The organism is Dysgonomonas sp. 25 (assembly GCF_010501075.1).
In the GTDB taxonomy this organism is placed as follows: Bacteria; Bacteroidota; Bacteroidia; order Bacteroidales; family Dysgonomonadaceae; genus Dysgonomonas.
This window is the reverse complement of the sequence record NZ_QVMN01000008.1, coordinates 48,933-75,516: the sequence shown is the minus strand read 5'-3', so window position 1 is coordinate 75,516 and position 26,584 is coordinate 48,933. Positions and strand designations below refer to the sequence as shown.

The 26,584-nt window shown below is 42.5% G+C and carries 40 protein-coding genes; 1 reads left to right on the top strand and 39 read right to left on the bottom strand.

From position 1 onward, the window contains the following. Positions 1-27: 27 nt before the first annotated feature. The 4 genes from dnaN to D0T66_RS12985 form a co-directional block, all read right to left on the bottom strand. Positions 28-1,152, bottom strand: a complete 1,125-nt coding sequence (gene dnaN / locus D0T66_RS13000) for a DNA polymerase III subunit beta (RefSeq protein WP_163357736.1) — start codon at positions 1,150-1,152, stop codon at positions 28-30. Between the two features lie 97 nt (positions 1,153-1,249). Beyond that, positions 1,250-1,852: a M48 family metallopeptidase gene (locus tag D0T66_RS12995; protein WP_163357735.1), complete on the bottom strand. Its 603-nt coding sequence runs from the start codon at positions 1,850-1,852 to the stop codon at positions 1,250-1,252. Between the two features lie 14 nt (positions 1,853-1,866). Continuing rightward, positions 1,867-2,685 carry an alpha/beta hydrolase family protein gene (locus D0T66_RS12990; protein WP_163357734.1) on the bottom strand — a complete coding sequence of 273 codons (819 nt, stop codon included), beginning with the start codon at positions 2,683-2,685 and terminating at the stop codon, positions 1,867-1,869. A 2-nt stretch (positions 2,686-2,687) separates the two neighbouring features. Then, positions 2,688-3,728, bottom strand: a complete 1,041-nt coding sequence (locus tag D0T66_RS12985) for a lysylphosphatidylglycerol synthase transmembrane domain-containing protein (RefSeq protein WP_163357733.1) — start codon at positions 3,726-3,728, stop codon at positions 2,688-2,690. Positions 3,729-4,066: 338 nt separating this feature from the next. Here D0T66_RS12985 and pbpC point away from each other — a divergent pair, with 338 nt between their 5' ends. Next, positions 4,067-6,451: a penicillin-binding protein 1C gene (pbpC, locus tag D0T66_RS12980; protein ID WP_163357732.1), complete on the top strand. Its 2,385-nt coding sequence runs from the start codon at positions 4,067-4,069 to the stop codon at positions 6,449-6,451. A 411-nt stretch (positions 6,452-6,862) separates the two neighbouring features. Here pbpC and rplQ read toward each other — a convergent pair whose 3' ends face one another. From rplQ to D0T66_RS12805, 35 genes are all read right to left on the bottom strand, one after another. After that, positions 6,863-7,504, bottom strand: coding sequence for a 50S ribosomal protein L17 (gene rplQ / locus D0T66_RS12975; protein WP_163357731.1), 642 nt, complete (start codon positions 7,502-7,504; stop codon positions 6,863-6,865). Between the two features lie 8 nt (positions 7,505-7,512). Next, a complete protein-coding gene (locus tag D0T66_RS12970) occupies positions 7,513-8,505 on the bottom strand; it encodes a DNA-directed RNA polymerase subunit alpha (RefSeq protein WP_163357730.1) in 993 nt (330 codons plus the stop codon). Between the two features lie 16 nt (positions 8,506-8,521). After that, positions 8,522-9,127, bottom strand: coding sequence for a 30S ribosomal protein S4 (gene rpsD, locus D0T66_RS12965; protein WP_163357729.1), 606 nt, complete (start codon positions 9,125-9,127; stop codon positions 8,522-8,524). Between the two features lie 118 nt (positions 9,128-9,245). Continuing rightward, positions 9,246-9,635, bottom strand: coding sequence for a 30S ribosomal protein S11 (gene rpsK / locus D0T66_RS12960; protein WP_163357728.1), 390 nt, complete (start codon positions 9,633-9,635; stop codon positions 9,246-9,248). 11 nt (positions 9,636-9,646) lie between these two features. After that, positions 9,647-10,027, bottom strand: a complete 381-nt coding sequence (gene rpsM, locus D0T66_RS12955; RefSeq protein WP_163357727.1) for a 30S ribosomal protein S13 — start codon at positions 10,025-10,027, stop codon at positions 9,647-9,649. A 32-nt stretch (positions 10,028-10,059) separates the two neighbouring features. Next, the gene (gene ykgO, locus D0T66_RS12950) at positions 10,060-10,176 is read right to left on the bottom strand and encodes a type B 50S ribosomal protein L36 (protein ID WP_015361145.1); all 117 of its coding nucleotides are present in this window, start codon (positions 10,174-10,176) and stop codon (positions 10,060-10,062) included. 12 nt (positions 10,177-10,188) lie between these two features. After that, a complete protein-coding gene (infA, locus tag D0T66_RS12945) occupies positions 10,189-10,407 on the bottom strand; it encodes a translation initiation factor IF-1 (protein ID WP_006841806.1) in 219 nt (72 codons plus the stop codon). Positions 10,408-10,421: 14 nt separating this feature from the next. Continuing rightward, on the bottom strand, positions 10,422-11,204 hold the full coding sequence (map, locus tag D0T66_RS12940) for a type I methionyl aminopeptidase (protein ID WP_163357726.1): 783 nt from the start codon (positions 11,202-11,204) through the stop codon (positions 10,422-10,424). A 13-nt stretch (positions 11,205-11,217) separates the two neighbouring features. After that, positions 11,218-12,540 (bottom strand): preprotein translocase subunit SecY, encoded by a 1,323-nt coding sequence (secY, locus tag D0T66_RS12935; protein WP_163357725.1) that lies wholly within the window; start codon positions 12,538-12,540, stop codon positions 11,218-11,220. A 1-nt stretch (position 12,541) separates the two neighbouring features. Next, on the bottom strand, positions 12,542-12,991 hold the full coding sequence (gene rplO / locus D0T66_RS12930) for a 50S ribosomal protein L15 (RefSeq protein WP_163357724.1): 450 nt from the start codon (positions 12,989-12,991) through the stop codon (positions 12,542-12,544). 36 nt (positions 12,992-13,027) lie between these two features. Then, a complete protein-coding gene (gene rpmD / locus D0T66_RS12925; protein ID WP_163357723.1) occupies positions 13,028-13,204 on the bottom strand; it encodes a 50S ribosomal protein L30 in 177 nt (58 codons plus the stop codon). 22 nt (positions 13,205-13,226) lie between these two features. After that, positions 13,227-13,739 (bottom strand): 30S ribosomal protein S5, encoded by a 513-nt coding sequence (rpsE, locus tag D0T66_RS12920; RefSeq protein ID WP_163357722.1) that lies wholly within the window; start codon positions 13,737-13,739, stop codon positions 13,227-13,229. Between the two features lie 5 nt (positions 13,740-13,744). After that, positions 13,745-14,089 (bottom strand): 50S ribosomal protein L18, encoded by a 345-nt coding sequence (gene rplR / locus D0T66_RS12915; protein ID WP_163357821.1) that lies wholly within the window; start codon positions 14,087-14,089, stop codon positions 13,745-13,747. 26 nt (positions 14,090-14,115) lie between these two features. Continuing rightward, the gene (gene rplF / locus D0T66_RS12910) at positions 14,116-14,667 is read right to left on the bottom strand and encodes a 50S ribosomal protein L6 (protein ID WP_163357721.1); all 552 of its coding nucleotides are present in this window, start codon (positions 14,665-14,667) and stop codon (positions 14,116-14,118) included. 22 nt (positions 14,668-14,689) lie between these two features. Next, on the bottom strand, positions 14,690-15,085 hold the full coding sequence (rpsH, locus tag D0T66_RS12905) for a 30S ribosomal protein S8 (protein ID WP_163357720.1): 396 nt from the start codon (positions 15,083-15,085) through the stop codon (positions 14,690-14,692). Positions 15,086-15,200: 115 nt separating this feature from the next. After that, a complete protein-coding gene (gene rpsN, locus D0T66_RS12900; protein ID WP_163357719.1) occupies positions 15,201-15,470 on the bottom strand; it encodes a 30S ribosomal protein S14 in 270 nt (89 codons plus the stop codon). Positions 15,471-15,473: 3 nt separating this feature from the next. Then, positions 15,474-16,034, bottom strand: a complete 561-nt coding sequence (gene rplE, locus D0T66_RS12895; RefSeq protein WP_163357718.1) for a 50S ribosomal protein L5 — start codon at positions 16,032-16,034, stop codon at positions 15,474-15,476. Then, positions 16,034-16,360 carry a 50S ribosomal protein L24 gene (gene rplX / locus D0T66_RS12890; RefSeq protein WP_163357717.1) on the bottom strand — a complete coding sequence of 109 codons (327 nt, stop codon included), beginning with the start codon at positions 16,358-16,360 and terminating at the stop codon, positions 16,034-16,036. Before rplX ends, rplE begins: the two co-directional genes overlap by 1 nt. 20 nt (positions 16,361-16,380) lie before the next feature. Beyond that, on the bottom strand, positions 16,381-16,746 hold the full coding sequence (rplN, locus tag D0T66_RS12885; RefSeq protein WP_163357716.1) for a 50S ribosomal protein L14: 366 nt from the start codon (positions 16,744-16,746) through the stop codon (positions 16,381-16,383). A gap of 2 nt (positions 16,747-16,748) precedes the next feature. After that, the gene (gene rpsQ, locus D0T66_RS12880) at positions 16,749-17,006 is read right to left on the bottom strand and encodes a 30S ribosomal protein S17 (protein WP_163357715.1); all 258 of its coding nucleotides are present in this window, start codon (positions 17,004-17,006) and stop codon (positions 16,749-16,751) included. A gap of 12 nt (positions 17,007-17,018) precedes the next feature. Beyond that, positions 17,019-17,213: a 50S ribosomal protein L29 gene (rpmC, locus tag D0T66_RS12875; protein WP_163357714.1), complete on the bottom strand. Its 195-nt coding sequence runs from the start codon at positions 17,211-17,213 to the stop codon at positions 17,019-17,021. An 11-nt stretch (positions 17,214-17,224) separates the two neighbouring features. Further along, positions 17,225-17,653 (bottom strand): 50S ribosomal protein L16, encoded by a 429-nt coding sequence (gene rplP / locus D0T66_RS12870; protein WP_163357713.1) that lies wholly within the window; start codon positions 17,651-17,653, stop codon positions 17,225-17,227. Positions 17,654-17,672: 19 nt separating this feature from the next. After that, on the bottom strand, positions 17,673-18,404 hold the full coding sequence (rpsC, locus tag D0T66_RS12865; protein WP_163357712.1) for a 30S ribosomal protein S3: 732 nt from the start codon (positions 18,402-18,404) through the stop codon (positions 17,673-17,675). Positions 18,405-18,411: 7 nt separating this feature from the next. Beyond that, positions 18,412-18,819, bottom strand: a complete 408-nt coding sequence (rplV, locus tag D0T66_RS12860) for a 50S ribosomal protein L22 (RefSeq protein ID WP_163357711.1) — start codon at positions 18,817-18,819, stop codon at positions 18,412-18,414. A gap of 45 nt (positions 18,820-18,864) precedes the next feature. Beyond that, the gene (gene rpsS, locus D0T66_RS12855; RefSeq protein WP_163357710.1) at positions 18,865-19,134 is read right to left on the bottom strand and encodes a 30S ribosomal protein S19; all 270 of its coding nucleotides are present in this window, start codon (positions 19,132-19,134) and stop codon (positions 18,865-18,867) included. 22 nt (positions 19,135-19,156) lie between these two features. Beyond that, positions 19,157-19,981 carry a 50S ribosomal protein L2 gene (rplB, locus tag D0T66_RS12850; protein WP_163357709.1) on the bottom strand — a complete coding sequence of 275 codons (825 nt, stop codon included), beginning with the start codon at positions 19,979-19,981 and terminating at the stop codon, positions 19,157-19,159. A 7-nt stretch (positions 19,982-19,988) separates the two neighbouring features. Next, on the bottom strand, positions 19,989-20,279 hold the full coding sequence (rplW, locus tag D0T66_RS12845; protein WP_163357708.1) for a 50S ribosomal protein L23: 291 nt from the start codon (positions 20,277-20,279) through the stop codon (positions 19,989-19,991). A gap of 12 nt (positions 20,280-20,291) precedes the next feature. Further along, positions 20,292-20,921: a 50S ribosomal protein L4 gene (gene rplD / locus D0T66_RS12840; RefSeq protein WP_163357707.1), complete on the bottom strand. Its 630-nt coding sequence runs from the start codon at positions 20,919-20,921 to the stop codon at positions 20,292-20,294. Beyond that, on the bottom strand, positions 20,921-21,535 hold the full coding sequence (gene rplC, locus D0T66_RS12835) for a 50S ribosomal protein L3 (protein WP_163357706.1): 615 nt from the start codon (positions 21,533-21,535) through the stop codon (positions 20,921-20,923). The genes rplD and rplC overlap by 1 nt, the downstream gene beginning before the upstream one ends. 106 nt (positions 21,536-21,641) lie before the next feature. Further along, the gene (gene rpsJ, locus D0T66_RS12830) at positions 21,642-21,947 is read right to left on the bottom strand and encodes a 30S ribosomal protein S10 (protein WP_163357705.1); all 306 of its coding nucleotides are present in this window, start codon (positions 21,945-21,947) and stop codon (positions 21,642-21,644) included. 83 nt (positions 21,948-22,030) lie between these two features. Next, positions 22,031-24,154 carry an elongation factor G gene (gene fusA / locus D0T66_RS12825; protein WP_163357704.1) on the bottom strand — a complete coding sequence of 708 codons (2,124 nt, stop codon included), beginning with the start codon at positions 24,152-24,154 and terminating at the stop codon, positions 22,031-22,033. 33 nt (positions 24,155-24,187) lie between these two features. Beyond that, positions 24,188-24,664, bottom strand: coding sequence for a 30S ribosomal protein S7 (gene rpsG / locus D0T66_RS12820; protein ID WP_163357703.1), 477 nt, complete (start codon positions 24,662-24,664; stop codon positions 24,188-24,190). Between the two features lie 166 nt (positions 24,665-24,830). Further along, positions 24,831-25,235: a 30S ribosomal protein S12 gene (rpsL, locus tag D0T66_RS12815; RefSeq protein WP_163357702.1), complete on the bottom strand. Its 405-nt coding sequence runs from the start codon at positions 25,233-25,235 to the stop codon at positions 24,831-24,833. 260 nt (positions 25,236-25,495) lie between these two features. Beyond that, positions 25,496-25,939, bottom strand: a complete 444-nt coding sequence (locus D0T66_RS12810) for a hypothetical protein (protein ID WP_163357701.1) — start codon at positions 25,937-25,939, stop codon at positions 25,496-25,498. 13 nt (positions 25,940-25,952) lie between these two features. Further along, a complete protein-coding gene (locus D0T66_RS12805; RefSeq protein ID WP_163357700.1) occupies positions 25,953-26,531 on the bottom strand; it encodes a hypothetical protein in 579 nt (192 codons plus the stop codon). Positions 26,532-26,584: the final 53 nt, after the last annotated feature.

Sequence of the window (26,584 nt, the reverse complement as noted above, 5' to 3'; positions counted from 1 at the left end):
TATAGTATTTTTGAGATGAAACGATTGTTAGTCGTTCAGCATCATCGGCATAAGGAGCATCAGCAGGTCTTCGTTTTCCTCATTCTCGGTAGGGATAATCAATCCGGCGCGCGAAGGGTCGGACAGTTCGAGTGAAATTTCCGACGAAGGGATATTATTCAAAATATCAACCAGGAATGTCGATTTAAATCCGATACTCATCGGTGTACCTGCATATTGGCAAGGGATTGTTTCTTCGGCAGCGGTAGAGAAATCTATATCCTGTGCCGAAATCTCGATATTGCTGTCAGTCAACTGCAATTTGATAAGGTTGCTTGCCTGATTAGAGAACACCGATACACGTTTGATAGCATTCAGGAATGCCAAACGGTCTAATACAACCTTGTTGGTATTGTTCTGCGGGATAACCGAGTTGTAGTTCGGATAGCGTCCCTCGATAAAGCGGCAAGTCATTGTATAGCCCGACATTTTGATGTGCGCGTTATTTTCGTCAAAAGCGATTTCTACTGTTTCGCTCTCTTTCGGCAAAATAGTGCGTAATAGGTTTGCAGGCTTTTTAGGGAGAATGAACGAAGCGCGCTCATTTCCTTTAGCAGACAATGTCTTGCAGCGAACCAATTTATGTCCGTCCGAAGCAACAAACGTCAAATCATCGGTGGTAATATCGAAGTAAATACCATTCATCACCGGACGAAGTTCGTCGTCGGCACTGGCAAATATCGAACGGTTGATTCCGCCCAACAATACGTCGGGAGCAATCGTCAGGTTGATAGCCGATTCTTTCAATTCCTTCGGCAACGGATAATCGTCACCGCTCTGGCCAATAAAGTTATATTTACCATTGTGGAAATAAATGAATATTTCCAGATTTTCGTCGTTGATATCGAATGTCAACGGTTGTTCCGGCAATTCCTTCAACGGGTCTAAGAGGTTTTTAGCATTTACCGCGAATTTGCCTTCGCCATCGGCATCCTGCACCTCGATAGAGGTTACCAGACGGGTTTCGGCATCCGAAGCTGTCAAGGTCAGTGTATTCCCTTTCAGTTCGAGCAGGAAACAGTCTAATATCGGTAATGTATTTTTCGAATTGATAACCTTGCTTATTGCCTGAAGGTGGCTCTGTAAGCCAGTGCTGGATACAACAAATTTCATATGTTTATTCTATATTAATTATTATTTTTGAATAAGGCAAATATAAAGAAAATATCAATCACTAACAACAGTATTATTATCTCTTGTTACAGAAGTATCAATAAGTTTGTCCTTGTTTATCGGCATTCGTACTAAGCCCATACATCATGGCCGTCATCTGTCCGCCATAGTCGGCATCGGGATTTAGTTCAATTGCTTTTTGCAGATATTTTGTACTCTGTTCTCTATAGCTCTCCTCTCTTGTGTCGAGAAAGAGCCTGTTGGCATTTATCGCCTGCCGGAAGTAAGCGACCGGATTCGCGGGATCGAGCTGTATTGCTTTATCCAATAAATCCATCGATTCTTTATAGGCCGACTTTTCGTACATCAGTATCCCAAATCCGCAATAGACATAAGTATTCAGGCTATCGAGCAGCCAAGCCTGATTGAAGCGCTTCATGGCTGTTTCGTTATCATTGACACCTATGTAATAGAAGCCCATTTCGACATGCTCTATCGCCGCCTTCTGCCGCGAAGAGTAGATGCTATCGCAGATACGCAGAAATTCCCGATCCGCTTCTAACTGCCCTTTTGTCTTTTTGCCTTTGCCATACATCGGTTTCAGGTTGGTTGCCCGTTCCTCTGTTGATTGACCTGTCTGGCACGAGGCCGAAGAAAATAGTATGCCTGTCAACAAGGCTAAAAGAATCAGCTTTTTCATCCGTATAGTGAGTATTATTTATTGAAATGTTTCATAAAAAACTCCAACTGGTAATCCAGCGCATTATCCCAGTACTCGTGTTTATGCGCTCCGGGGCGGACAATATAATCGTGCTGGATGTTATTATATAACATCGCCTTATGCAGCTCTTCGTTTATCTGGTGGAAAAAGTCTTCCGTTCCGCAGTCGATAATAATTGCCAGCGTTCCGGGTTCTATCTTCGACAGATTGGTTATCACCGTATGAGATTCCCAAAGGTCTTTATTGTCTTTGTAAGGTCCCAGAAGGTCTTCGATATGCCATTTCTTCGGATAAGGGCGGATATCTACTCCCCCACTCATGGAGCCGCATGCCCCGAAGACATCAGGGTGGTTGATTCCGATCCACAAACCTCCATGGCCTCCCATGCTGAAGCCTGTTACAGCTCGCCCTTTGGGAGAAGCGATTGTGTTATAATGCGAATCGATATATTCTACCAATTCTTTGCTCACGTATGTCTCGTACTGGCTCGCAGGATTTACAGGGCTATCCCAGTACCAGCTGTTTTGACCGTCGGGACAAACAAAAATCACCTGCAATCGGTTAGCATCCTCCGGCAACGATTTTTTTGTACGCGAAGTGAATGTCGTTTCATTTCCACCGTGCCCATGTAGCAGATATACAACAGGATAACGGGTTTGTGATTTTTCGTTATAGCCTTCGGGCAAAATGATAATATTCTTCACATTACGATTCATTTTCTGACTGAAAATGTCTAACGGCTTAACGGTTTGCGCCTGCAATCCGATGATTACAAAAAGGCAGGCAAAAAATAAAATAAATCTGTTTTTCATATCTATTCTTCTTTTTTAGATTTGTTGAATGATGATTTCACCCATCGCGGAACGATTAACGCCCCGACAAACAGGTAATTATAATATGTCAGCAAACGCCAAAGCAAAATAATAAGCGGTACAACTCCTGCCATTGGGATAAATTCGCTCAGGTACTGGTCGAAAATAAATTCGCTGAATCCGCTACCTCCCGGGGTAGGGCTGATGACCATGACCACCCACATGATAAACTGGCGGGCAAAAACAAGCAAATTATCATAGACCGGGAAGAATGCCATAAAAAGGGCATTGACAACCAGATAGCGCGAACACCACGACAGGATGGTGGCTATGATAAGCGGATACCAGAAAGAAAATTTCTTTCCGCGTATTTCGCGGGCGCTGATTATCAGATCGTCTCCTGCTTTTACGGCATGCTTGTACCATCGCCGAAGGAAAGGAAGGGAGAATAATTTGATTATCAGCCAGCGTACTGCCTGCGGCTTGAAAAACAAGCCTGTAATCAAAAGGGCACAAAGAGCCAGCTTAACGACGTAGGCTATCGCAAACAGGGTTAATATGCTTGTCCCCAATGCCGAATTGTCCGAAAAAAGGACATCGAAGGGGATGAATAACAGCAGAACGGGGAATGCTACGACAAAGAAGAGTTCGTCTAACAAGGTCGTAACAAAAACCATCGCGGTACTCCTGCCCGCAGGGATATTCTCTTTTGTCAGAAAAAGAATCGCCATCGTAGAGCCTCCAACCGACGAAGGGGTAATGGTTGAGCCGAACTCGGCTAACAATGTGACTTTTATAGCCTGCTTCCACGAAAGTTGCTTCTCGGTCAGATAACGGTAGCGAATGGTGAAACCGGCATCGCGCCCCAGCATAAAGCAGAAGGCAATAAATATCCAGAATGCGGTATGCCACGTGACCTTAATCTGTTTGACCTGCTCCAAATCGAACTCACGGCCGAACATGTACACAATCACCCCCAACCCGATGAGTGTGGGCAGGAGAATTTTCCATGTACTGAATGTTTTATTTGTTGCGGCCGCCATTACAGGTGTTTAGAGAAAGTACAAATGTAAAAAAACATTTCGTTATAACCGTTTCTATTTGTACATTTACAATATAAACCGCTGTAATTTATCTATAGTTTATAGAGTTACTTCGCCCTACGGGCAGTTACGAGTTACAAGTAAACGAGTTTACAAGAAATTAAGTATACATATGTTACTTTTGGTGAGTTTTTACGCTCTTTGTGGTTTATATTTTTACCACAGAGGGACACGGAGTTTTCCACGGAGTGCCCGAAGAGAAAAGTAACTCGATAAAAACACTCCAAAGCGATAGAGGTAAGTATACCTTTGTTACTTTTTAACAAAACAACACACGGATGTCAGCATGCCGAGATAATATAAAAAACAGGCTGAGAGCTATCTGGAAACGATATTGCCACAGCAAAAAGCGCTATAAAGTGGGGATTCCCGTTTTATTGGTGTTTGTTGTGTGGTATATCTTCTGCCTGCCTGACCCATTGTTCAATGTACCTTATAGTACTGTCGTATCCGACCGTAACGGGGAGCTTCTCGGCGCGCGTATTGCCAAAGACCAGCAATGGCGCTTTCCGATGACCGACTCTATCCCCGAGAAATATAAGATATGCCTTGTCGAGTTCGAGGACAAACACTTCCATCGCCATTGGGGCGTCAATCCCTTGGCTATCGGGCGCGCCCTCGTGCAGAATATCGAAGGCGACCGCATTGTCAGTGGGGCGAGCACCATCACGATGCAGACTATCCGCCTCTCGCGCAACAAAGACCGCACCATCACCGAAAAGCTATACGAAGCTATCCTTGCCACCCGCCTCGAATTTGCGTGCAGTAAGGACGAAATCCTACAACTATACGCATCGCATGCCCCGATGGGCGGCAATGTGGTGGGTATAAATGCTGCTTCGTGGCGCTATTTCGGGCACGACGCTTCGTATCTTTCGTGGAGCGAAGCAGCCACTTTGGCCGTACTGCCCAATGCTCCCTCGCTGATGCACTTCGGGCGCAACCGCGACAAGCTGCTATCGAAACGCAATCGCCTGTTGAAACGCATATTCGAGAAAGGACTGATAGGCGAAATAGACTACGAACTGGCCATTGCCGAGCCGCTGCCTTACAGTCCCCATTCGCTGCCGCAAACCGCCCCTCACTTGGTGACGAAAATCTACCTCGAGGAAGGGGGCAAACAGGTTACTTCGACCATCGACAAATACCAGCAAGAACGGGTAGAGAACATCCTCGAGCGATGGAATGCCGAGTTTGCGCAAAACGGTATCAACAACATAGCGGCCGTCGTTTTCGATGTACAGACAAACGAAGTAGCCGCCTACTGCGGAAATGTTCATTTCGAGCGTAATGCAACGGGTAGCCAGGTGGATGTTATCCAAGCGCCACGAAGCACCGGCAGCATCCTGAAACCTATCCTCTACTGCTCTATGCTGGATAACGGGCAGATACTCCCCAACCAGCTATTGCCCGACATACCCGTCGACCTATACGGCTTTATGCCTAAGAACTACAGCCAGAAATACGATGGAGGGGTACCGGCTTCGAGTGCCTTAGCCCGCTCGCTGAATGTGCCTTTTGTGCTCTGCCTCAAGGATTATGGGGTGTCTAAGTTCGTTAACCTGCTGAAACGAAGCGGGATGACTACACTCAAGCGCTCGAATGATAACTACGGGCTATCTCTCGTTCTGGGAGGAGCAGAAGGAAAGCTTTGGGAAATCAGCTATATGTACCTGCAAATGGCACAGACGTTGCAGGATTTCAATGTTGAAGGCAAATACTATCAGCCCGTCGCCCCTTCCTACATCCTGAACGAAGAAAAGAGTTTCGAAGAAGAAAGCAATCCCCTGTTCTCGGCAGGAGCTATCTGGCAAACATTCGAAGCATTGACTACCGTCCACCGCCCCGAAGAAATAGACTGGCAGTTTATCCCTTCCATCCAGAAAATAGCCTGGAAAACAGGAACGAGTTTCGGCTCGCGCGATGCATGGTCGGTAGGTATTACCCCGAAATATGTCGTTGGCGTATGGGTGGGAAATGCCGACGGAGAAGGGCGTCCCGGAATAATCGGTTCGAAAACGGCAGGCATGGTGATGTTCGATATTTTCAACGCTTTGCCGCAAAGCCAGTGGTTCGACCAACCCGAAGAGGACTTGGTAGAAGCGCATATTTGCCAATTAAGCGGCCACCTGAAAAGCATCAATTGCCCCGACGAGGACAGCGAATGGACACGTATCAGCCCGAAAGGATTCAATGGGCATCCTTGCCCCTATCATAAGCGGGTTCACTTGTCGGAAGACAAGCAATATCAGGTATATGAGGATTGTGCCGGAAAAAGGGGAATTGTACATCTCTCGTGGTTCTCGCTCCCGCCCCTTTGGGAGAAGTATTACAAGGAACATAATACCTCTTACAAACCTCTCCCGCCCTATTCGCCCGAATGCCGTACCGAGGAGGAGAAGCGCCTGATGGAGTTCGTTTACCCTTATCCGAATAGTATATTGAGCCTGCCTAAGCAATTGGACGGTTCGGAGGGGCGTGTTGTCTTCGAGATTGCCCACCGCATACCTACCCATCGGGTATTCTGGCACATCGACAACGAATATATCGGCGAAACAAGGAATTTCCACAAGAAAGAATATACTCCGGCCAAAGGCGAGCATAAGCTAACTGTTGTAGACGAAACAGGAAGCAGCATATCTATGAAATTCCTTGTCCAGTAAGGCAACAGGCAAATTTCGCAAGCAACGTTTCAGTTTCAGTAACAAACTTATCTTCAAGCATATTATTGTGCTTACCCATGTTAATAGTGATTCCGGAGAATGTTAAATATTTACTTTTTTATAAAAATTTTCAATTTCCGTGCAACGTTTTCTACAAAGCTGCATCTTTAATATAACGAATCAAATAAAAAGATTCTCGTGAATAAGACTTCCAACCCTAACACAACCCCTTTCGAGGGAAAGAGCTAAAGCTCTTTATAAACACTACAACACATACAAAAACTACCATAAGAAATACCCTTACAACGAAAGTTTGAGGGTATTTTTTAGTTTCCCAAAATGGCTGCTACAAAAACAAATAAGGGGATATGAAATTCATATCCCCTTATTTTATATAATACGTGTATTATATTATTCAGCTTTAGGCTCTTCCGTTTCCTGAGCAGGTGCTTCATTTGCAGGAGCATCATTCTCAACAGCCGGAGCTTCCTCTTTCTTAGCTTTAGGCGCAGCAGCTTTTTTAGCCGGCTTTTCTTTTGCCGGAGCTTCTGCAGCAACTTCAACAGCGTCAGCTTCTTTCTTAGCAGCAGAAGAACGACGTGTTCTTTTCTTGGTTGCAGTAGCTTTTTCTTTCAACATGTTTTCGTTGTAGTCTACCAACTCGATAAAACACATCGAAGCATTATCTCCCAAACGGTTACCTGTCTTGATGATACGTGTATATCCACCCGGACGGTCGCCTACCTTCTGAGAAATATTCTGGAACAACTCTGTTACTGCATTTTTAGCATTGCCGTTCACCGTATCCGTTTTTTTAGGATTAGGCGTTACAACACCACTTTTCAAAGCTTGGAATACAAGACGTCTCGAGTGTGTTGTATCTTCTTTTGATTTAGTAATAAGCGGCTCGATTACCAGTTTCAAAGCTTTCGCTTTGGCAACGGTAGTGAAGATGCGCTTGTGCATAATCAACGATATGCACATATTAGAGAGCATCGCCTTACGGTGTGAGCTTTTACGCCCTAAGTGATTGAATTTTTTATTATGTCTCATTTCGCTTTCTAATCTTTATCTAATTTATACTTAGAAATATCCATACCGAAAGACAGGTTCAGATTTTCCAACAGTTCGTCAAGCTCGGTAAGTGATTTCTTACCGAAGTTGCGGAATTTGAGCAAGTCGTTCTTGTTGAATTGAACAAGTTCGCCCAATGTTTCCACTTCTGCCGATTTCAAACAGTTAAGCGCACGAACCGAAAGGTTCATATCTGACAGCTTTGTTTTGAGCAATTGACGCATGTGAAGGACTTCTTCATCAAATTCTTCATTTCCATCCATTTCGTTATTCTCGAGAAGTATCTTCTCGTCAGAGAACAACATGAAGTGGTGAATAAGAATTTTAGCTGCCTCTTTCAAAGCATCTTTCGGATGAATAGAACCATCGGTAGCTATTTCTATTACCAGTTTCTCGTAGTCGGTCTTTTGTTCGACACGGTAGTTTTCGATCGAATACTTAACGTTACGTATCGGTGTATAAATCGAATCGATAGCTATAACATTCACATCGTCGGACAGGTTGCGATTCTCATCGGCAGGCACATATCCGCGACCTTTATTTATATTCAATTCAATTTGGAAGCTGGCATTTTTATCCAAGCGGCAAATTTCGAGTTCAGGGTTCAATACCTCGAATCCCGATAATTGCTTGCTTATGTCGCCGGCGCTGAATACTTCTTTTCCCGAAACAGAAATGGTTACTTTTTCGGTTTCAATCTCTTCGACGATTTGCTTGAAACGCACCTGCTTAAGATTGAGGATGATGTTTGTTACATCTTCCATAACTCCCGGTATAGTGGCAAATTCATGCTCTACACCGTCGATCTTAATAGATGTGATGGCAAAACCTTCGAGAGATGAAAGAAGGATACGGCGAAGAGCATTACCTACGGTAATACCATAGCCGGGTTCTAATGGACGAAATTCGAACTTGCCGAAGAAATCGTCCGCTTCCAACATCAATACTTTATCCGGTTTTTGAAATGCTAATATAGCCATGTATTTATTTTATTTTTTATTTAGAATACAACTCAACTATCAACTGCTCTTTGATATTTTCAGGGATATCGGCTCTTTCGGGGATGTGCAGGTATTTACCTGTCATCGAAGCTTGTTCCCATTCTATCCAAGGGTATTTGCTGTGGTTGAATCCGGCTAAAGTATCGCCAATAACTTCTAACGATTTAGATTTTTCGCGTACTCCGACCAATTGTCCTGGTTTAACGGTATACGAAGGGATATTCACCACTTTGCCGTCTACTACGATATGACGGTGTGATACCAACTGACGTGCTGCAGCACGCGTAGGAGCGAGACCAAGACGATAAACGATGTTATCTAATCTCGATTCAAGCAATTGAAGCAATACTTCACCGGTGATACCGCGTGAGCTAAGTGCTTTTTCGAACATATTACGGAATTGTTTTTCCAATACACCGTAAGTATATTTTGCTTTTTGTTTTTCGCGTAACTGAATACCGTATTCCGAAGATTTTTTCTTACGTCCGTTACCATGTTGTCCCGGAGGATAGTTCTTACGAGAAAGAACTTTATCAGGTCCAAAGATTGGTTCTCCGAATTTACGGGCAATTTTTGATTTTGGTCCAGTATATCTTGCCATTTTTTACTAAGTTAAATAATTAAGTGAAAGCCAAATTTTGTGCAGCCGCGATTACAGAGAGGGTTTACTTGCAATCAATCACATTCATCCGGTTTTCAGTTTCCAATAAATAAATCGATTAAACTCTTCTATGTTTAGGAGGGCGACATCCGTTGTGCGGAAGTGGTGTAACGTCAACGATTTCGGTTACTTCGATTCCTACAGAATGGATAGTACGTATAGCAGACTCACGTCCGTTACCCGGTCCTTTCACGTATACTTTTACTTTTCTCAAGCCTAAATCGTATGCCACTTTTGCGCAATCCGATGCTGCCATCTGAGCGGCATAAGGCGTGTTCTTCTTAGAGCTGCGGAAGCCCATTTTACCTGCCGATGACCAGCTGATTACTTGTCCTTCGCTGTTAGTCATCGAAATGATAATGTTGTTGAATGAAGAGTGAACGTGGGCTTGCCCCATAGCATCCACTTTAACGTTTCTCTTTTTAGCTGCGACTGTCTTTTTTGCCATAAGTCAATTAATTATTTTGTAGCTTTTTTCTTGTTAGCAACAGTTTTCTTTCTACCCTTACGTGTGCGGGCGTTGTTTTTAGTTGATTGGCCTCTTACAGGCAAACCGATACGGTGACGGATGCCACGGTAACAACCGATATCCATCAAACGTTTGATATTCAATTGAACTTCAGAACGCAAGTCTCCTTCGACTTTATAGTTTGCACCGATAATTTCACGGATTTTACCTGCCTGTTCGTCATTCCAGTCTTTTACTTTAACATCTCTGTCAACTCCTGCTTCTGCCAGGATTTTGTTCGCTGTGCTACGACCGATACCAAAAATGTATGTAAGGGCTATTTCGCCTCTTTTATTTTGTGGTAAATCGACACCGACTATTCTTATTGCCATATTATATTGATAATTTTTGCAAAATTAATAATTTATCCCTGACGTTGTTTAAACTTAGGATTTTTTTTGTTAATAACGTACAAACGTCCTTTGCGTCTAACTATTTTACAGTCAGCCGAACGTTTCTTGATTGATGCTCTAACTTTCATATCTTCGTTTTTTTATTTGTATCTGAATGATATTCTACCTTTGGTCAAATCGTATGGAGACATTTCCACTCTTACCTTATCTCCGGGAAGGATTTTGATATAGTGCATACGCATCTTCCCCGAAATGTGTGCTGTTATCTCATGTCCGTTTTCTAATTCGACACGAAACATTGCATTCGATAATGCTTCTACGATTACTCCATCCTGTTCAATTGCCGATTGTTTAGCCATAAAACTCTTACTAATTAAATTGCGTTACTTCCTAATACAGATTCAATAAATTCAAATGTAGATAATATATCTGCTTCGCCTTGACGGATAGCTACCGTATGCTCGAAGTGAGCCGACGGTTTACGGTCTTTCGTCCGCACTGTCCATCCATCCGATTCGAATACGACATTCTTGCTTCCCATGTTTATCATAGGTTCGATGGCGATACACATTCCCTTCTTCAGGAGAGGGCCAACCCCGTGACGTCCATAATTAGGAACTTCCGGTTCTTCGTGCATCTTGCGGCCAATTCCATGCCCGACCAATTCACGTACAACTGAGTATCCCCTTTTCTCGCAATATGTCTGTACAGCCTCGCCTATATCGCCTACGCGATTGCCTTCGACTGCTTTTTCGATTCCTTTATACAAAGCTTCTTTTGTAGTTCTGAGCAGCTTCATCACGTCTTCGGCAACTTCTCCCACAGGGAAAGTGTAAGCCGAATCGCCACAGAATCCGTTTTTCTCGGTTCCACAATCTACCGATATAATATCTCCGTCTTTCAATTCATATTCCGAAGGAAATCCGTGCACAACATTTTCGTTCTGAGAAATACAGAGCGAGTATGGAAATCCGTTGTAACCGAGGAACGATGGTATCGCACCGTGGTCGCGGATAAACTCTTCTGCGATTTCATTCAAGCGAATTGTTTTTATACCCGGCTTGATGTGCTTGGCTAACTCGCCCAATGTCATTCCGACAAGGCGGTTTGCCTCACGCATCAATTCAATCTCTTCGTCTGTTTTCAGAAATATCATTTATAGCTCTTTATTAATATGCTGCTATTGAACCAGACCGTCCTTTAATTCTTCCTGTTTTCAGCAAACCGTCATAGTGCCTCATCAAGAGGTGACTTTCGATTTGTTGGAGCGTATCCAATACAACTCCCACCAAAATCAAGAGCGATGTACCTCCAAAGAATTGAGCAAACTCGCGGCTTACGCCTATCAGGCCTGCAAAAGCCGGCATGATGGCTACCAAGGCAAGGAACAATGAACCCGGAAGAGTGATACGAGACATTACGTTATCGATATACTCGGCCGTTTTCTTTCCCGGTTTGATGCCCGGAATAAATCCGTTATTACGCTTCAATTCGTCGGCCATTTGTACAGGGTTGATCGTAACCGCTGTATAGAGCCATGTGAAGGCTATAATCAGGAATGCAAATACTAAGTTGTACCAAATGCTGGTATGATCGGTAAATGCCTGAATGAAAGAACCGCCTCCGCCTTCGAACAGGCCTGCTACTGTAATAGGTATAAACATAATTGCCTGAGCAAAGATGATAGGCATCACATTGGCAGCATTCACCTTGAGAGGGATATACTGACGTGCTCCGCCATATTGTTTATTACCAACTACTCTTTTAGCATATTGCACTGGAATACGGCGTGTACCTTGTACAAGCAGGATTCCTCCGCAAATAATCAAAAGCAGGAATACGATTTCAACCAGGAACATGATCAAACCTCCGGCCTGATTTCCTAAACGGGCTGTAAATTCACCGATAAGGGCATGAGGCAGGCGGGCAATGATACCTACAAGGATGATGAACGATACTCCGTTTCCGATACCTTTGTCTGTAATACGTTCTCCTAACCAGAGGACAAACATACTACCTCCGGCCAAGATAATGGCTGATGGCAGGTAGAAGTCCCAGAATCCACCGGGAGCGGCTTCGCCTAATGCTCCGATAAGATAAGCAGGTCCTTGGAATAATAGTATTGCTACTGTCAGATAACGGGTGTATTGGTTCATTTTAGTACGTCCGCTTTCGCCTTCGCGCTGCAATTTCTGGAAGTAAGGTAATGCTATACCCAGCAACTGAATAACGATAGATGCTGTGATGTATGGCATGATACCCAACGCAAAAATAGAAGCATTGGCAAAAGCTCCTCCCGAGAACATATCGAGAAGTCCCAATAGACCACCCGAGGCTTTCGCCTGAAGGGCATCGAGGGCATCCGGATCGACTCCCGGAAGAACAACATGTACTCCGAAGCGATAGATCACTACGAAAAAGAAAGTAATGAGGAGTCTTTTGCGCAAATCCTCAATCTTCCATATATTTTCTATCGTTTTTACGAGTCCCATATTACTTTAATTTTGTTACGGTTCCACCTGCTGCTGTGATAGCTGCTTCTGCCGATTTTGAAAACGCGTGAGCTTCAACTTCAAGCTTAGCAGTCAATGTTCCGTTTCCAAGAATTTTCACTAAGTGTTTTTTAGCTACAAATCCGGCATCGATCAACGCTTGTAGGTCGATTTTTGTCAGATTAGAAGCTTCTGCCATACGTTGCAATACGTCCAAATTGATTGGTTTGTATTCGATTCGGTTGATGTTTTTGAAACCGAATTTAGGAAGGCGACGTTGGATTGGCATCTGACCACCTTCGAAACCGATTTTCTTAGAATAACCCGATCTCGATTTAGCTCCTTTGTGACCTCTTGTCGAAGTTCCACCCAAACCCGAACCCGGTCCGCGACCGATACGTTTTCTTGTTTTAGTAGAACCTGCTGCAGGTTTCAGATTAGATAAGTTCATATGCTATATTTTTTATTTCTTATACACTAAAGTTTATTACTCAACAATTGCAACGAGGTGCTTTACTTTGTTGATCATTCCTCTGATAGCAGGGTTGTCCGGATGTTCGATTACACGGTTCAACTTGCGAAGTCCGAGAGCGTCTAATGTCGCTTTTTGGTCTTTGGGGCAGTTGATTCTGCTTCTTACTTGTTTAACTTTTATTGTTGCCATAATTTAGAATGTTCTTTGCAGATTAACCTTTAAATACTTTTTCCAAAGACACACCTCTGTTTTGAGCAACAGTGTATGCATCTCTCAACTCACCAAGTGCCACCAAAGTAGCTTTCACAAGGTTGTGAGGGTTAGACGAACCTTTCGATTTTGCAATCACATCGGTGATACCAACGCTTTCGAGTACCGAACGCATCGCACCCCCTGCTTTTACTCCTGTACCGGGAGCAGCTGGTTTGATGAATACTTCCGAACCGCCGAATTTACCGATTTGTTCGTGAGGGATTGTTCCTTTCAATACGGGAACTTTTATCAGGTTCTTTTTAGCTGCTTCAACGCCTTTAGCAATGGCTGAAGTTACTTCGCCGGCTTTACCCAAGCCCCAACCTACGATTCCATCTTCGTTACCTACAACAACGATAGCGGCAAAGCTGAAACGACGTCCACCTTTTGTAGCTTTCGTTACACGGTTGATGGCAACTAATCTGTCTTTTAATTCGATATCGTTGGTTGATTTTACTCTATTTTCTGCCATTTCTATTAAAATTTAAGTCCTGCGTTACGGGCAGCATCTGCCAATTCTTTAACTCTACCATGATACAGGTATCCGTTACGGTCGAATACGACTGTTGTTACACCTGCTTCTTGAGCACTTTTAGCAACCATTTCACCTACTTTGGCGGCGATTTCTTTCTTAGGGGCCTTGTCGGTCATTTTAAGAGAAGATGCTGCTGCAAGTGTTTTTCCGCTCAGGTCGTCTATTACCTGTGCGTAGATTTGCTTATTGCTTCTGAATACTGTAAGACGAGGGCGCTCTGCTGTACCTGTGATACGGCCGCGTACTCTCGTTTTTATCTTAATTCTTCTATCTTGTTTTGTCTTTATTGCCATGATTAATTTCAGTTTATGAATTATTTACCTGCGGCTTTTCCAGACTTGCGGCGTATTTGTTCGCCTACGAAGCGTATACCTTTTCCTTTGTAAGGCTCAGGTTTACGGAACGAGCGAATTTTAGCGCAAACTTGGCCGATTAATTGCTTATCGCAAGATTCGAGAATGATAAGCGGGTTTTTGTTTCTCTCAGCTTTAGTTTCCAGAATGATTTCTTTCGGTAATTTCAAGAAAATCTGGTGTGTGTAACCGAGCGAAAGTTCGAGTACCTGTCCTTCGTTCGAAGCACGGTAACCAACCCCTACCAATTCTAATTCTTTGCGATATCCTTCAGAAACTCCAATCACCATGTTGTTGAGAAGCGATCTGTAAAGTCCGTGCATCGAACGGTTTTCTTTCGAATCGTCCGGACGGCTTACGGTAAGTTCTGCTCCTTCAACTTTAACTTCGATAGCAGGATTGATTTCTTGATTAAGTTCGCCTTTAGGACCTTTCACTGTTACTACATTACCGTTTTGGGTAATGGTAACGCCTGCAGGGATGCTTATCGGTAATTTTCCTATTCTTGACATAATTTGTTATCCTCCCTCTTAATTAATAAACATAACATAAAACTTCTCCGCCTACCTTCAGGTCGCGTGCTTCTTTGTCTGTCATTACACCTTTAGAGGTAGATAACACTGCTATGCCCAGTCCGTTGAGTACGCGGGGGATATCTTGGTATCCTGTGTACTTACGAAGACCTGGCTTAGAAACACGAATTAATTTCTTAATTGCGTTCACTTTGTTTACCGGATCGTACTTCAAGGCTATTTTGATGCTTCCTTGAGGTCCTTCGTCTACAAACTTATAGTTAAGTATGTAGCCTTTTTCTAAGAGAATTTTAGTAATCTCTTTTTTCAAATTCGACGCAGGTATCTCTACCACTCTGTGTTTCGCCATAATAGCATTGCGAACACGCGTCAAATAATCTGCTATTGGATCTGTCATAAAATAAATTAATTAAATTGATCCCGATTATCGGGACAATATTTAAAACTTTTGTGAATTATAGATTAAGAATGATGAATTATGTGTTTATAATTCACCATTCGTAATTTTATTCTTACCAGCTCGCCTTTTTCACTCCCGGGATCAAGCCTTTCGATGCCATTTCGCGGAATTGAATACGCGAAATTCCAAACTGGCGGATATATCCTTTCGGACGGCCAGTGATAGAGCAACGATTGTGCAAACGTACCGGAGAAGCGTTCTTTGGCAATGCTTGCAAAGCGTCGTAGTCTCCTTCTGCCTTGAGCTGAGCTCTTTTGGCAGCGTATTTAGCTACTAATTTTGCACGCTTTACCTCGCGAGCTTTCATTGATTCTTTTGCCATTCTTTAATTCTTTTTAGCGTTATCTTTAAACGGTAGTCCAAACTCTTTCAAAAGAGCATAGCCTTCTTCATCTGTTTGCGCAGAGGTCACAAAGGTAATATTCATTCCCAATATTTTGGTAATATTATCGATATTAATTTCGGGGAAGATGATTTGCTCTTCGATTCCGAGCGTATAGTTTCCTCTTCCGTCCAATTTGCTTTCGATACCTTTGAAGTCACGGATACGTGGCAATGCTACGCGAACGAGTCTTTCGAGGAACTCGTACATTTTGTCGTGACGTAGTGTAACCATCACGCCGATAGGCATTTTCTTACGCAACTTGAAGTTAGATATATCTTTCTTCGAGTAGGTTGCTACTGCTTTCTGACCTGTGATAGCGGTGAGTTCGTTGATGGCGGTTTCGATAATTTTTTTATCTGCAACAGCGATACCCAAACCTTGGTTCACAACGATTTTTTGCAAAACCGGAACCTGCATTGGCGATTTGTAGCCGAACTCTTTCATCAAAGAGGCTACAATACGCTCTCTATAATCTGTTTTGAGGGTTGTTGTACTTGCCATTATTTAATTTCCTCCCCTGTTGTTTTTACGTAACGTACTAATCTTCCTTCACTGTTTCTCTTGCGACCGATTTTCAACAGCTTGCCTGTTTTTGAATCTCTGATATTCAAAGCGAGGTTAGATATATGGATCGGTGCTTCTTTTTCTTCGAATCCTCCTTGAGGATTGTTGGCGCTTGGCTTCGCACTTTTCTTCATCATATTACGGCCTTCTACGATGGCACGTTGTGTTTTAATAAAGACTTTAAGTATACGGCCTGTAGCTCCCTTGTCTTTTCCTGCAAGGATTACTACTTCGTCGCCTTTTTTGACATGTAATTTGCTCATTACTTCTTCGTTTTATGGGATTAAAGCACTTCGGGTGCAAGTGAAACAATCTTCATGTTTGTAGCACGAAGTTCGCGGGCTACCGGTCCGAAGATACGGCTACCTCTCATTTCGCCTGCAGCATTGAGCAATACGCAAGCGTTGTCGTCGAAACGGATGTATGATCCGTCGGCACGGCGAACTTCTTTCTTGGTACGCACTACTACTGCTTTTGTTACAGCACCTTTTTTAATATCACTCGAAGGGATTACATTCTTGATAGCAACTACGATTACATCCCCTACAGACGCATAGCGTCTTTTTGTTCCGCCTAATACGCGGATACACAAGCATTCTCTTGCTCCGCTGTTGTCGGTTACGACTAATCTTGATTCTTGTTGTATCATAATTATTTAGCCCTTTCGATTATTTCTACTAATCTCCATCTCTTAGTTTTACTCAACGGACGAGTTTCCATGATACGTACTGTATCGCCTTGGTTGCACTCGTTCTTTTCGTCATGAGCGTGGTATTTTTTCGTTTTGTTCACGAATTTTCCGTAAATAGGGTGTTTCTCTTTCCATTTTACAGCAACGGTGATGGTTTTATCCATTTTGTTACTGAAAACGACCCCGATTCTTTCTTTTCTTAAATTTCTCGTTTCCATCAGCTTTTAAGATTATTTTTTAATACCTCTTTGGCGAAGTTCTGTAAGGAAACGTGCGATGTCGCGACGTTTCTTTTTGATATCGGCCGAACTATCCAACGGAGATACACTGTGGTTCAATTTCATTTGAGTGAGCGCGATTCTCTCGGCGTCCAGTCTTTCCAATAATTCTTTGTCAGACAATTCTCTTACTTCTGCTATTTTCATAACGATTCAGATTATTTTTGAGTTAAATCATAGTCACGACGCACAACGAACTTTGTTTTCACAGGGAGTTTTTGTGCTGCCAGACGTAATGCTTCCTTAGCTACTTCGAAAGAAACGCCTTCGATTTCGAATATTATACGGCCCGGGGTAACTGGTGCCACAAATCCTTCTGGCGAACCTTTACCCTTACCCATACGTACTTCGGCAGGTTTCTTAGTGATTGGCTTATCAGGGAAAATTCTAACCCAAACTTGTCCTTGACGCTGCATGTAACGAGTCACTGCAATACGGGCTGCTTCTATCTGGCGTCCTGTAATCCATTTAGAATCTAATGTTTTGATTCCGAATGAACCGAATGCCAATTGGTGTCCTCTTTGGGCTTCACCTTTCATGCGGCCTTTTTGCTGTCTTCTGAATTTTGTTTTCTTAGGTTGTAACATTTCTTCAAACGTTTAATGCTTATTTTCTCTTATTTCTCTTGGAACCTCCACGGTTGCCTCCTTCGCGGCGTTGTCCTCCGGAATTGTTATCCTTAGACGCTGCAAATGATGGCGAGAGGTCTTGCTTGCCGTAAACTTCTCCACGGCATATCCATACTTTGATTCCTATCAATCCTACTTTGGTCAAAGCTTCGGCATGAGCATAGTCGATATCGGCACGGAATGTGTGAAGTGGTGTACGTCCTTCTTTATACATTTCGGAACGTGCCATTTCAGCGCCATTCAAACGGCCTGATACTTGAATTTTGATACCTTCTGCTCCCATGCGCATAGTGGATGCGATAGCCATTTTCACGGCACGGCGGTAGGCGATTTTACCTTCCAACTGGCGTGCAATGTTGTTTGCTACGATTACGGCATCCATCTCCGGCTTTTTAACTTCGAAGATATTGATTTGGATATCTTTGTCAGTGATTTTTTTCAACTCTTCTTTCAGTTTGTCTACTTCTTGTCCGCCTTTACCGATGATGATACCGGGGCGTGCTGTACAAACGGTGATTGTAACGAGTTTCAATGTACGTTCAATGATAATGCGCGATACACTCGCTTTGGCAAGACGGGCATTAAGATATTTACGGATTTTGCTGTCTTCGAGAAGAGTGGCGCCGTAATTCTTACCTCCATACCAGTTAGAATCCCATCCACGGATGATTCCTAAACGATTTGCTATTGGATTTACTTTTTGTCCCATCTACCTATTAGTTTTGATTATCATTTTTTATTGTATCTACCTGAAGAGTTACGTGGTTGGAACGCTTACGGATACGGTATCCACGGCCTTGCGGCGCGGGACGCAAACGTTTAAGCATTGCTCCACCATCTACTTTTATCAATGAGATGTATAACTCTCCGCTTTCTGCTCTACGCTCATTCTTAGCTTCCCAGTTAGCGATAGCCGAACGCAATAGTTTTTCAACTCTTGCAGCGGCTTCTTTGTTTGAAAATTTCAATACACCGAGAGCTTTGAAAACTTCCATTCCACGAATCATGTCTACTACAAGGCGCATTTTTCGTGGTGAAGTAGGAACGTTATTCAACTTTGCCAAAGAGACAGCTTTGTTAGCTTCTTTTCTCTTTTCGGCTGTTAATCTTTTTCTAGCACCCATTTTTTTACTGTTTCTTTTTAATAATTATGTGGCTTCTGCTATGATTTATTTTTTCTTATTACCTCCATGACCACGGAAATTGCGGGTAAGTGAAAACTCGCCGAGTTTGTGACCTACCATATTCTCTGTAACATATACAGGGATGAATTTATTTCCGTTGTGCACAGCTATTGTGTGTCCTACGAAGTCTGGTGATATCATCGAAGCTCTTGCCCATGTCTTAACTACAGCTTTCTTTCCCGACTCATTCATAGCCAGGATTTTTTTCTCGAGCTTAACGTTAATATATGGACCTTTTTTTAATGAACGACTCATATTTATTCTTTAATTAATCAGGTTATTTCTTTCTTCTCTCAATTATATACTTAGACGAATGCTTTTTAGGAGCTCTTGTTTTGAGACCTTTAGCATACAAGCCTGTACGTGATCTTGGGTGACCTCCTGAAGCGCGACCTTCACCACCACCCATTGGGTGATCGACAGGGTTCATCACTACCCCACGGTTGTGAGGACGGCGGCCTAACCAGCGAGAGCGTCCGGCTTTTCCTGATTTTTCCAAAGCGTGATCTGAGTTGCCCACAGTTCCTATCGTTGCACGGCAAGTCGTTAGGATTTTGCGCATTTCGCCCGAAGGCATTTTAACAACTGCGTAAGTTCCTTCGCGTGATACCAACTGTGCGAATACACCTGCCGAGCGAACCATTTTGGCTCCTTGTCCCGGACGTAATTCCAGGTTGTGGATAACGGTACCCACAGGTATATTTGCCAATGGCAATGAGTTTCCTACTTCAGGTGCAGCTTCTGCTCCTGACATCACTGTCTGGCCTACTTCCAAGCCTTGTGGTGCAAGCATATATGCTTTTGCTCCATCAGCGTAATATAGCAATGCGATACGTGCCGAACGGTTCGGATCGTATTCGATTGATTTTACTGTTGCCGGAATGCCGTCTTTTGTTCTCTTGAAGTCGATAATTCTGTATTTTCTCTTGTGACCGCCACCGACATAACGTACTGTCATTTTACCGGTATTGTTACGACCACCTGATGCTTTTTTACCGACTACAAGCGATTTCTCTGGTACACGTGCAGTGATTTCTTCGAATGTACCAATAACCTTGTGTCTTTGCCCCGGTGTTGTGGGCTTTAATTTACGTACTGCCATTTTCTATTTAGATATTACTAAAAAAGTCTATTACTTCGCCCTCTTTCAAGGTTACGACTGCTTTCTTATAAGCACTTGTTTTTCCTGTTACAACGCCCGATTTAGTATAACGGCTTTTCTTCTTGCCCGAATAGTTCATCGTGTTAACAGATACGACTGTTACGTTATAAACTTCTTCTACCGCTTTCTTTATCTGAGCTTTGTTGGCATCAGGAGAAACGCGAAAACCGAAACGGTTAGGATACTTTTCAGTAATCGCCGTTTGTTTTTCTGTCAAAATTGGTTTCAATAGAATCATTTTTTATCCTCCTTATGCATTTAAAAGTTTATCGATAACTGCTACTGAAGATTCGGCCATAACGATACTTGCGCAGTTCATCAACGCGTAAGTGTTTATGTCCGAAGCGCTTATAACATTAACTTTTTGCAAGTTACGAGCCGACAAATATACGTTTTTATTTTGATCCGGCAAAACAAGAAGTACCTTTTTATCAGCTACTTGCAAATTCTTAGTAAGGGCTACGAAGTCTCTTGTTCTTGGTTTTTCGAAAGAAAGATCTTCGATAACGATAATCTGTCCGTCTTTCGCTTTATAAGCCAAGGCTGATTTACGAGCCAATACTTTTACTTTTTTATTCAACTTGAAGCCGTAGTCTCTTGGCTTAGGGCCAAATACGCGCGCACCACCTACCAAAACAGGAGAGTTGATATCACCACGACGGGCTCCACCTCCACCTTTTTGACGGATCAACTTGCGTGTACTACCCGACATTTCGCTTCTTTCTTTAGACTTGTGAGTACCTTGACGTTGGTTTGCCAAGTACTGTTTCACGTCTAACCAAAGAACGTGGTCGTTAGGCTCGATTCCATAAATAGCATCGTTCAACGCTACTTTCTTTCCGGTTTCTTTACCGTTTATATCTAATACACTAAGTTCCATTATTTCTCAATTATAACGATTGAACCTTTGCATCCAGGAACAGATCCTTTGATCAACAAAAGATTGTGTTCTGAGATTACTTTAATTATCTGAAGGTTTTGCACGGTAGTGCGCACATTACCCATTTGACCGGCCATGCGAGTTCCTTTGAATACTTTTGCAGGATACGAACATGCACCAATCGAACCCGGGTGACGGAGACGGTTGTGCTGACCTAATGTCGCCTGACCTACCCCACCAAAGTTGTGGCGTTTAACTACCCCTTGAAAACCTTTACCTTTAGAGGTTCCGACAACATCTACAAATTGTGTGTCGGCAAACAGGTCGACTGTAAGAACGTCTCCAAGTTTGCAATCTCCTAATCCTTTGAACTCGGCCAAGTGTCTTTGCGGTTTTACTCCTGCTTTTTTGAAGTGTCCGGCCAATGGCTTGGTAGTGTGTTTATCTTTCTTTTCGATAAAACCTACCTGAACAGCTTCGTAACCGTCAGTATCAACGGTTTTCACCTGAGTAACTACACAAGGACCTACTTCGATAACAGTGCATGGAATATTTTTTCCCTCAGCACTGAAAACGGATGTCATTCCGATTTTTTTTCCTAATAATCCTGGCATTTCTCTTTAATTTAAATTTAGTTTACGAGTTGACAAGTAGACCAGTTAACAAGTTTTATTCATATTCCTTCTGTCTACTTGTATACTTTGTTTACTTGTTTACTATTTATACTTTAATCTCAACTTCGACTCCACTTGGCAATTCAAGTTTCATCAATGCGTCTACTGTTTTAGCAGTTGAACTGTAAATGTCGATCAAACGCTTGTAAGAGTTCAATTCGAACTGCTCGCGCGATTTCTTATTTACGAAAGTTGAACGGTTCACAGTGAAGATACGTTTGTGAGTTGGCAACGGAATAGGTCCGCTTACTACAGCACCTGTAGCTTTCACTGTTTTTACGATTTTCTCAGCCGATTTATCAACCAGGCTGTAGTCGTAAGATTTCAGTTTAATTCTGATTTTTTGACTCATGTCTTTTTTTATTTGTTATTATTGTTATTATATAAGTTTAGGACGATGGTTAAGAGTCATTCGCTAACCACCGTCCTATTCTTTTATTTAATCAGTTCTACACGTCCTTTCACCTCGGTAAGCACTTGCTTAGCTATCGAAGAAGAAACTTCTTCGTAGTGGTCGAATGTCATTGCTGACGTTGCACGACCCGAAGTAATTGTACGCAATGATGTTACATAACCGAACATTTCTGCCAAAGGCACTTGCGCTTTCACGATACGTGCTCCCGAGCGGCTCGATTCCATACCTTCGACTTGTCCGCGACGTTTGTTCAAGTCAGAGATAACGTCTCCCATATTTTCTTCCGGAGTTACCACTTCAATTTTCATGATTGGTTCAAGAAGAACTGGACGCGCTTTCTCTGATGCACTACGGAATGCCAATTTGGCACAAAGCTCAAATGACAACTGGTCGGAGTCAACCGGGTGATACGATCCGTCGACTAATACCACTTTCAGTTTATCCAAAGCATATCCGGCAAGTACACCATTTTTCATGGCAACCGCGAATCCTTTTTGAACTGAAGGGATAAATTCTTTCGGAACGTTACCACCTTTTACTTCGTCAACGAATTGCAAGTCGCCTTCGAAATCAGGATCTGCAGGACCAACTTTAACGATGATATCGGCAAACTTACCACGACCTCCGGTTTGTTTCTTGTAAACTTCGCGAAGCTCGACAGTCTCGGTGATAGCCTCTTTATAAGCTACCTGCGGACGACCTTGGTTACATTCAACCTTGAACTCACGTTTCAAGCGGTCGATGATGATTTCCAAGTGAAGCTCACCCATACCTTCGATAACTGTTTGACCTGTTTCTTCGTCAGTATGTACACGGAAAGTCGGATCTTCTTCGGCCAATTTAGCCAAACCGTTCGCCAACTTGTCCATATCTTTTTGAGTTTGCGGTTCAACCGAGATACCGATTACCGGTTCAGGGAAATCCATAGACTCGAGTACAATCGGATGATTTTCGTCACAAAGTGTATCTCCTGTACGGATATCTTTGAAACCTACTCCGGCACCTATGTCACCACAACCGATAACATCTTTCGGGTTTTGCTTGCTCGAGTGCATCTGGAACAAACGCGAAATACGTTCTTTCTTGTCAGAACGTGGATTGTACACGTATGATCCGGCAGGAAGTTCTCCTGAATATACACGGAAGAAGCAAAGACGTCCTACGTAAGGGTCGGTTGCAATCTTAAATGCCAATGCACAAAGCGGCTCGTCCGGACTTGGGTGACGAACAACTACTTTGTCAGTACGTGGATCCGTACCTTCGATAGCTAATGTATCTATCGGGCTTGGAAGGAATTTACATACTGCATCCAAAAGTGGTTGCACACCTTTATTCTTGAACGAAGAACCACAAAGCATCGGGTTGATTTGCATGCTTAATGTACCTACGCGAAGTGCTGCAAGTATTTCGTCTTCGGTAATTGTTGAAGGATCATCGAAGAATTTCTCCATCAATGTTTCATCACATTCAGCAATTTTTTCCAACATTTTCTCGCGCCATTCTTCAGCTTCGGCTAACCATTCAGCAGGGATGTCGCCAAGCTCGTAGTCGGCACCCATTGTTTCGTCGTGCCAGTACATAGCTTTCATCTTCACAAGGTCGATGATTCCGGCGAATTTTTCTTCTGCTCCGATTGGAATCTGAACAGGACATGGGTTTGCTCCGAGAACTTCTTTGATCTGACGTACTACGTCGAAGAAGTTTGCTCCCGAACGGTCCATCTTGTTCACGTAACAAATACGTGGAACATTATATTTATCAGCTTGACGCCAAACTGTTTCCGACTGAGGCTCAACACCACCAACGGCACAGAATGTAGCGATAGCTCCATCGAGGATACGAAGTGAACGCTCTACCTCTACAGTAAAGTCAACGTGTCCCGGAGTATCGATCAAGTTGATTTTGAAAATTTCGTTATTATATTTCCATTGAGCAGTAGTAGCAGCCGATGTAATCGTGATACCGCGTTCTTGCTCTTGCTCCATCCAGTCCATAGTAGCCCCACCATCGTGCACCTCGCCAATCTTGTGTGTAAGACCGGTATAGAAGAGGATACGTTCCGATGTAGTAGTTTTACCGGCATCGATGTGAGCCATGATACCAATATTTCTCGTGTTTCTTAAGTTATCAATAACTTTAGCCATTTGTTATTTTCCTTCCTTCTTACTTGTTGTATATTAAAATCTGAAGTGAGCGAATGCACGGTTAGCTTCTGCCATTTTGTGCATATCTTCTTTACGTTTGAATGCTCCTCCCTGGTTGTTGAATGCGTCTACGATTTCAGCGGCCAATTTATCAGCCATCGTTTTACCACCTCTTTTGCGAGCATAGAGGATAAGATTTTTCATCGAAACGGATTCTTTTCTATCAGGTCGTATTTCCGTAGGAACTTGGAATGTGGCTCCACCTACACGGCGTGACTTCACTTCCACTTGAGGAGTTACATTATCTAATGCAGATTTCCAAATCTCTAATGCAGATTTTTCTTCATTCGCCAATTTCGACTTCACAGTCTCAAGGGCTGAATAGAAAATCGTAAATGCTGTGGTTTTTTTACCATCATACATTAAGTGGTTAACGAATTTCGTCACCTTTACATCACCGAAAACAGGATCCGGAAGGATCTGTCTCTTCTTTGGTTTTGCTTTTCTCATTTTTTACTTTAAAATTTTGTTTTTGTTTTTGGTTGCCAATTTTAGTCGTCTTCAACAAGTTTCCTCCGAAACCGTTTACTCAACCCGTATTTGCCTATCCAATAAACGTAAACCGTTGTTAAACTTTTGAATCTAAAAATTCGGTTATCGGGATAATGCTACGAAATTATTTTTTCTTAGCTCCTGCTGCTGCAGCTCCCGGTTTAGGACGTTTGGCTCCGTATTTAGAGCGACGTTGTGTACGGCCGTTTACACCGGCTGTATCCAATGTTCCACGTACGATATGGTAACGAACTCCCGGAAGGTCCTTTACACGACCGCCGCGTACCAACACGATTGAGTGCTCTTGCAAGTTATGTCCTTCTCCAGGAATATATGCATTCACTTCTTTTGTGTTTGTTAGTCGCACACGGGCAACTTTACGCATAGCCGAGTTAGGTTTTTTAGGAGTAGTCGTGTACACACGGATACAAACACCGCGACGTTGCGGACACGCATCCAAAGCACGTGATTTGCTCTTTTCAACCAAAACAGTACGTCCTTTTCTTACTAATTGTTGAATTGTAGGCATCTTGTTTTAATTCTTTTGTTCTTTTTTGAACGTTAGTTTTTTGTTAAATTTTCTTATTCCGAACAATGCGATAAAACCACCCATCACTAAGATTATCAGAAGATTATCTTTCGCGACAAGTCGTTTCAACCCATTATTTGGGCTGCAAATGTATGCATTATCAATGAGATAAGCAAATTTTTGATGTATTTTTTAAAGAATAAATCTCTACAATTAATTACTGCAGAGATTCATCCAATCAAAAGAAAGATATCCTAAAACTATTCTATACTGGAAGTGTTGTTTTTGTATGATAAAATAAACGCTCCCAACAAAAGCAAAACAGTCACAATATTGATACATACAAAGGCAAGTTCTCCCGACCATTCAATACCTACAACATATTTAAAATAAAGCGACATCAATGTATAGGAAAAGACAAACCAGAGTGCAAACAAGATACCTTTTAGGCGCTTCTGCTTAGCTTTACGAAGCGTTTGTTCATCGGACTTTCTCTTCTTTAATATGCTATATTCTGCCGCAGGATATAGTGCAAATATAAAAACCGGATAAAACAGCAGTCCAAATGCCAACACTAACCATCCTAGATGATATTTATATTGTCTGAAACTCTTTATCGCCTCTACTAATCCTATGACATATACCGCAACAAGGGTTCCAAGCATAAGGAATATAGTTGAACTTAAATGAAAATCGTATGGCATAATCTATATAAAATTAATTTCGTGGAAATTCATGACCGTTTGCTCGTTCAACACAAATAAAAACTGCGGAAAAACCAACCATAGCCTCACAAGCAAAGCCAATAGCTGAACATGTTATATCATTAAGCCAGTCACTCTCTATTTGCTTCATCATTTTGTTATACTCTCCTTGCACACAGCCATAAAATCCACCCGCAGCCTTTGGAGAAATATTTTCCTCCATATCCATTTTGTATAGCCGCCCCTCTTCTGTATAATTTAGTACTGCTATCTTATCATCTCCCACATAATGTTCTACAGAGAAATTACCATCTTTATCAAACTGTTGGACTAATTTAAAATCCATAGTATCATCGCTATAATCACTCGAAGCTGTTATTAAATAAGTAAATTCTCCTGATGCAGACTTTGTTGTCCTCTCTTGAGGTTTTATAAGAAAATTCACCCCTGTACCATTATAATCATGTACTGAGGTTTCCTGTTTAAGGACTAAACCTTCATTCACTTTCTCAGGTGGTGTGCTATTACTATTTTGCTCTGAGCACGATAATACTAAAAATGATAAAATAATAAATACAATTACTTTTTTCATAAATGTTTCAATTCAATGTTAAGTTTAAGAAATTAAAAAATAATTACAAATTT